A 2,410-nucleotide genomic window follows, 5' to 3' on the forward strand; every position below is an offset into this window, starting at 1 on the left:
GGCCCGCCACCACAACTCGCAGCCCAGGGGCCACCCCCACCTGTACCCCCGCCGCGACGAGTGGCCCCGCGCGGCCCTGCACCGGGCCGCGCAGCTCTACCGCGAGGTGGGGGACAGCGGAGGTGCGCGCAAAGCCGAGGAGAACCTGAAGCAGCTGTCCCCGTAGGCGTCCGGCCTATGCACTGAGCCGTGCGGCCCTCGCCTCCAGGTAGCGCTGTTCAGCCGTGCTCGCCGTGGCCTTCGCGGCACGTCGGTAGTGGTCGTGTGCGGCGGCCGTGTCGCCGGTGCGTTCGAGGAGGTGGGCGCGGACGGAGAGGAGGCGGTGGTGGGTGGCCATTCTCGGGTCGGCGTCCAGGGTGGCGAGGAGGGCCAGGCCGGCCTCGGGGCCCGCCGTTTCGGCGAGGGCGATCGCGCGGTTGAGGGTGACCATCGGGTTGGGGGCGATGCGTTCCAGGATCAGGTAGAGGGCGTACACCTGCCGCCAGTCCGTCTCCTCGGCCGTCGCCGCTGCCGCGTGCGTCGCGGCGATCGCGGCCTGGAGCTGGTACGGGCCCAGGGCCGGGCCGGCCAGGGAGGACTTGGCCAGGGTGAGGCCCTCGTCGAGCAGGGTGCGGTCCCAGTCCGTCCGGTCCTGGTCGGCGAGGGGGACGAGGTCGCCGGCCGGGGTCGTGCGGGCGGCGCGGCGGGCGTGGGTGAGGAGCATCAGGGCGAGCAGGCCGGTGACCTCGGGGTCGTCCGGGAGCTGGGCCTGGACCGTGCGGGTCAGCCGGATCGCCTCGCGGGCGAGGTCGGGGCGGTCGAGGTCGGTGCCCGAGGAGGCGGTGTAGCCCTCGTTGAAGATCAGGTAGAGGACGTGCAGGACCACCCGCAGCCGTTCCTCGCGCTCCTCGCCCTCGGGCAGGGCGAAAGAGCTCCCGGCTGCCTTGATGCGCTGCTTGGCCCGGCTGATCCTGGCGGCCAGCGTGGCCTCCGGCACCAGGAACGCGCGGGCGATCTCGGCCGTGGTCAGACCGCCGACCGCCCGGAGGGTCAGGGCGGTCTGGGAGGCCGCGGTCAGGGTCGGGTGGCAGCACAGGAACAGCAGGACGAGCGTGTCGTCGGTGTCCGGCACCTCCTCGGGCCGCACCTCGAACGCCGTCGCCACCTCGCGCTCGCGGCGGGCGTGGTCCCTGCGCAGCCGGTCGACGAGACGCCGAGAGGCGACCGTCACCAGCCAGCCGCGCGGGTTGTCCGGCACGCCCTCGTCCGGCCACTGCACGGCGGCGGCGAGGACGGCCTCCTGCACGGCGTCCTCGCAGCCCTCGAACCGGCCGTACCGCCGCACCAGCGTGCCGAGGACCTGCGGCGCGAGCTCACGCTGCAGGTCCTCGAAATCGGACGTCGCCTTGCTGTGGGTCATGCCTCCAAGTGTCCGTCGGAGAACATCACCTGGCGCACCTCGACGCCCAGGCCGGGGATCGCGGCGTCGGGGATCCGCGCCGCGAGCTCGATGGCGCGATCCTTGTCCTCGCAGTCGATCAGGTAGAAGCCGCCGAGGAACTCCTTGGCCTCCAGGAACGGGCCGTCGGTCACCACCGGCTGCCCGTCCCGGACGGTCACCACGGCCGCCTGGGACGGGTCGACCAGCGCCTGGGTGACGATCAGCTCGCCGGACTCCTTCAGCGCCTCGATGAACCGGCCGTGGCCGGCGCCGATCGCCGCCTTCTCCTCGTCGGTCAGCGCGTCCAGCACGGCCGGGTTGATGTGCAGGCCGATCACGAACTTCATCGCGTGCTCCTCGCGGTGCGCGGGCCCCGGCGGGGCCCTCTCGACCGGTTGGTCGGAGCCGCCGGCGCGGTCTTGACATCCCTCCGGACATTTTCCGGAAGAAATCTCCCACGGGCTTTCCTCCGACGCACAGCCCGCCGACGCACGCCCCGCCGACGTCCCGTGGATGTCAAGAACGCTCCCCCGGCTCCGACCGACTCCCGCAACGTACGGAGAACCGGAGGTTTCGAAGATGCGAGTCGAACGGGCCTGGCTGGCCCTGGCCGTCCTGATGCTGCCCACCCTGCTGGTCGCGATGGACGTGACGGCGCTGCTGCTGGCGCTCCCGCGGCTGAGCGCGGACCTGGGCGCCACCAACGTCCAACAACTGTGGATCAGCGACGGATACGGGCTCACGGTGGCCGCCCTGGTGATCACGATGGGCACCCTCGGCGACCGCATCGGCCGCCGGCGCCTACTGCTCACCGGCGCGGCGGCGTTCGCGGTGCTGTCGGTCGTGGCGGCCTTCGCCACCGACCCGCTGACGCTGATCGTCGTCCGGGCGCTGCTCGGCGTCGCCGGGGCGACGCTGGCGCCGTCCACGCTCGCGCTGATCACCAACCTGTTCCGGGACGGGCGGCAGCGCGGGCGGGCCATCGCGGTG

General features: G+C 73.1%; 3 protein-coding genes. 1 reads left to right on the forward strand and 2 read right to left on the reverse strand.

Annotated elements, in window-relative coordinates:
- Positions 1 to 175 precede the first annotated feature (175 nt).
- Both AB0O00_RS35870 and AB0O00_RS35875 read right to left on the reverse strand, forming a co-directional pair.
- Positions 176 to 1,399, reverse strand: a complete 1,224-nt coding sequence (locus AB0O00_RS35870; RefSeq protein ID WP_363658894.1) for a DUF6596 domain-containing protein — start codon at positions 1,397 to 1,399, stop codon at positions 176 to 178.
- Complete coding sequence (locus AB0O00_RS35875) at positions 1,396 to 1,767, reverse strand: YciI family protein (protein ID WP_363658895.1); 372 nt, start codon at positions 1,765 to 1,767, stop codon at positions 1,396 to 1,398. The genes AB0O00_RS35870 and AB0O00_RS35875 overlap by 4 nt, the downstream gene beginning before the upstream one ends.
- A gap of 232 nt (positions 1,768 to 1,999) precedes the next feature.
- Between AB0O00_RS35875 and AB0O00_RS35880 the strand changes: the two genes are divergently transcribed.
- Positions 2,000 to 2,410: MFS transporter (locus AB0O00_RS35880; protein ID WP_363658896.1), on the forward strand; the 411-nt coding region annotated here is incomplete at its 3' end.

This window comes from Kitasatospora sp. NPDC093558 (assembly GCF_040683475.1).
In the GTDB taxonomy this organism is placed as follows: domain Bacteria; phylum Actinomycetota; class Actinomycetes; order Streptomycetales; family Streptomycetaceae; genus Kitasatospora.